General features: G+C 52.1%; 1 protein-coding gene. It reads left to right on the top strand.

The window, feature by feature from the left end; genetic code table 11:
• The first annotated feature begins 169 nt into the window (after positions 1-169).
• A complete protein-coding gene (locus H0248_RS21735; RefSeq protein WP_180787455.1) occupies positions 170-670 on the top strand; it encodes a GrpB family protein in 501 nt (166 codons plus the stop codon).
• The last annotated feature ends 131 nt before the right edge of the window (positions 671-801 follow it).

Here is an 801-nt window from a genome sequence, read left to right as displayed (position 1 = left end):
CGTGCAAGGATGGCCTACAGTGACGTCAGAGTGATTGCTGAGCCATAGCAGATAAATTTCATGTTGTCAGGTGAGATGCGTCTCCTCGCCGCGCTTTCTGATGGCTTTTGAATCGTCCCCTGAACGCTGATACCCTTTACGCGATAAGGCCGTGTTGGGGGAGCAGTGAATGGGCGGACGAACGATTACCGTGGTGGATTACGATCCACTGTGGGCGACAAATTATGCAACGGCGGCAAGGGAACTCACGCAGGCGCTCGGCGAAGTTGCGGTAAATGTGCATCACATCGGTAGCACGGCCGTGTCGGGGCTCCCCGCTAAGCCGGTGATTGATATGCTGCTGGAAGTGATTTCGTTATCCGCTTTGGACAAGTTCGATCATGTCATGGTCGATCTGGGCTATCACCCTCGTGGCGAAAATGGAATAGCGGGACGTCGTTACTACACCAAAGGTGGCGATGCGCGTACTCACCATCTTCACGCTTTTGTGGTGGGCGACGAGTCAATCCAGCGGCACTTGGCTTTCCGCGATTATCTACGTGCAAACCCAGCCGTATGTGCTGAGTATGCGGCAATAAAACGTGCCGCAGCACTGGCGTGTGACAACGATGCCGCTGTGTATAGCCAGTTAAAAAATGACTTTATTGCCACTCATGAGGCGCTTGCCTAGCCATTTCCTCAGCACTATGCGCTTTTTCCTGCATTGCAAACGGTCGACTGCGTTCTATATTTCGAGGGCAGATTGAACGAAGGGAGATTATTCATCCTTATCTTATTTACCCTCAGTGTCAGCATAGTTGT

The sequence above is a fragment of the Pectobacterium brasiliense genome, from assembly GCF_013449685.1.
Classification (GTDB): Bacteria; Pseudomonadota; Gammaproteobacteria; order Enterobacterales; family Enterobacteriaceae; genus Pectobacterium; species Pectobacterium brasiliense_A.
Note: the sequence above shows the minus strand (reverse complement) of the source record. Positions and strands in the feature narration are given on the sequence as shown.

Excerpts from the sequence above, each read along its gene's own strand:
- H0248_RS21735 (WP_180787455.1), top strand. The coding sequence starts at position 170 with ATGGGCGGACGAACGATTACCGTGGTGGATTACGATCCACTGTGGGCG.